Source organism: Nitratidesulfovibrio oxamicus, assembly GCF_015731765.1.
Taxonomy (GTDB): Bacteria; Desulfobacterota; Desulfovibrionia; order Desulfovibrionales; family Desulfovibrionaceae; genus Cupidesulfovibrio; species Cupidesulfovibrio oxamicus.
Genome location: NZ_VRYY01000364.1, coordinates 1 through 2,601, shown reverse-complemented (window position 1 = coordinate 2,601; position 2,601 = coordinate 1). Strand labels below are relative to the sequence as shown.

The 2,601-nt window shown below is 68.6% G+C and carries 2 protein-coding genes; both read right to left on the bottom strand.

What is annotated here, in order from left to right; all coding sequences use genetic code 11:
- Positions 1 to 655: 655 nt before the first annotated feature.
- Positions 656 to 1,345, bottom strand: coding sequence for a hypothetical protein (locus tag FVW20_RS12200; RefSeq protein ID WP_196609829.1), 690 nt, complete (start codon positions 1,343 to 1,345; stop codon positions 656 to 658).
- 294 nt (positions 1,346 to 1,639) lie between these two features.
- The coding region (locus FVW20_RS12195; RefSeq protein WP_307831516.1) for an ATP-dependent helicase C-terminal domain-containing protein at positions 1,640 to 2,601 on the bottom strand (962 nt) is incomplete at its 5' end.

The window sequence follows — 2,601 nt, the reverse complement described above, 5'->3', positions numbered from 1 at the left end:
CTGGGTGAAGTTTGTTTTCGGTTTAACCACCGGAGTGAGGACTTGTTCCCCATACTTTTAAAGGCATTGAAGACAAGTCCAGCAAGAGATTTTATAACGGATTAGTCCGTTTTGGTTAGGTATTACCTTTTTCTATCCACGAAAACTTCCATCCGTTCAGGTGAGTCGCAACGGCAGTCGTGATGCCTGTCCTTTCGCCGTTGCGCCGGGATGTGGCGGAATGCGCCCCCCGCAAGGGGGGAGGCAGGCACGGCTGGCGGGTCCGCCTGGCCGGCATGCGCGGCATGATCGGCATGAGCGGCGCGACTGGCCGACTGGCCGACTGGCCGACTGGCCGACTGGGGCAAGAAACACAACGCACATCAACGCCCACGAAACGCAAAAACGGCCAAGGGACGCGCATGACGCCCCCCCTGGCCGGTAACAGTGCCCGCGGGTGTTGCCGAAACGGGTACTTCCCACCTTTCGGCGGAAGTTGCAAACAGCGCAATGCAAAGGCCGGGGGTTACATGGCCCCAGGCCGGGGGACGCGACAGCGGCGACCGGCGCGCGGTCGGACAGGGATCATCCCCCTCTCCGGCCCTCCGTGGCCCGCCCCGGAGCAGGTGCTGGCCGGACCGCATCCGGTCCCGCGCCTTTCACCCGCCGCCAGCCGCTACGGCTTCATGTCGAGCTTTTTCGTCTGACCGCCGGACACGCCAACCCGCTGCATCAGGCCCACGCCCTGCGGCTTCTTGTCCACGGTCAGCCAGGTGAACCCGGTCACGATGAAGAACTGCCCGTCGGCGATGTCCTTGAAGACGAAGGCGCCGCTGTCGGTGCACACCGTTTGTGGATGGTCGGCAAGGTAGCGCGGGTCGTCGTTGGTGATGACCGGCGGCGGCGCAGCGCCCTGCCCCAGGCGCAGGGTGCCCTTATCATCGCTGCCGTAGATGGCGAACATGCGTTCGCTGGAATAGGCCGTCACCGGCACCAGCGTCACCGGCTTGCCCGCGCAGCTGGCCACCTCGCCGCCGGGCGTTCTGGCAGTGGCCGTACCCCGGATGGTATTCTTGCCGGGGGCCAGCTTGCGGCGCGCCTCCTTGGAATCATAGGGCGTGCTCAGGGTGACGGTGCGAGGGCGCTGCGGTTCGGCCTGCTGCGGGGCTGGGCGCGCCTCTTGCGTGGATTCGCCGGGAAAGCCGATAATGGATCGCTTGGGGCCGCAACCGGTCAGCAGCAGGGCCGTCAGCAGGCTGGCCAGCAACAGGACCGGCAACGAAACCGGTTGCTGCGTCGGAAAGAGGGCAGACCTGCGGGCAGGCCCGGCACCCGGTGCGAACCGCGCGCGACGTTGGTGCGTCATCTCGTGTGTCTCCTGTTTTTCCGGCGATAGCAGACCCGCCCCTGCCTGGGCAACCTTGGGCAGTTGCGGGATGACCGGGGGCACTGCGGCCAATGGAGAGCAAATGGACCATTTCTGCCGGGCATTCTGCACTGGCGGCGAGAGCAGCCGACGCCGACCAGCAGGGTCGCAGGGTCGGCAGGATTTGCGAGGCCTGCTGGGGCTGCGGGCACAAGAGCCCTCCCCACGCACCGCATCGCCATGTTCAGGAAGCGTCCGCCCCGTGGCGCGCCGCACACGCAACGCCGCCAGCCGTCAGCGGGTGCGCCCACCGCCCCTGCCACCGCCATTTCCGGCGCCTTGCGGCGTAGCTCCCGCAGTGGCCGCTTGCTGCATGCGCCGCGTGGTCAGCCGGGTTGGTGGTGCGGCTAGGGGGTCTTCCGGCCAGGGATGCTTGGGGTAGCGGCCCCGCATCTCTGCCCGCACCGCGGGGTACCCCGTGCGCCAGAACCCGGCCAGGTCGCGCGTGACCTGCAAGGGCCGCCCGGCGGGCGACAGCAGGTGCACCACCACCGGCACGCGCCCCCCGGCAACACAGGGAGTTTCCCGTGCGCCGAACATTTCCTGCAACTTCACCGCCAGCACCGGACCGCCTTCCGCCGTGTAGTCCACCAGCACCTGCGAGCCGGACGGCACCTCGATGCGCTCCGGCGCCTCGGCATCCAGTCGCCGCGCCAGTTCCCACGGCAGCAGGGCCGCCAGCGCGCCTGCAAGATCAATGCGCGTGAACTGCGCGCGCCGGGTGATGCCGGACAGGTACGGGGCCAGCCATTGCTCCAGCCCGGCCAGCAGGGCCGCGTCGGACACGTCCGGCCAAGTGGACACGTCCGGCCCAGTGGACACGTCCGGACAGGCAGGCACGTCCGGACAAGTAGTCGCGGGCAACGCATCTTCCGCCGTCCGGTTCGTCTCGCGCGCCTCCAGCCCGCGCAGCAAGGTCACCCGCGCGCGCCATTGTTCCAGTTCCGGCGTCCATGGCAGGCAATGCAGCCCGATGGACCGGATGCCCGCCGCCACCGCCGCCGTTACCGCTTCCGGGTCCGCCGCGTCGTGGGGGGCGTCGTCCAGCACCAGCGCGCCAAACCTCCGCTGCCGCCGCGCGGCCACGACCTCGCTCCGGTCGTCCCAGACCACGAAGGCCCCCGCCACGATGGACGCCGCAAACGCTTCCTCGATGTGCGCCCGCGCCAGCGGTGCGCAGCGGCGGATGCGTCCGC

Coding starts and splice junctions, on each gene's coding strand:
- FVW20_RS12200 (WP_196609829.1), bottom strand. CDS start 1,345: ATGACGCACCAACGTCGCGCGCGGTTCGCACCGGGTGCCGGGCCTGCC.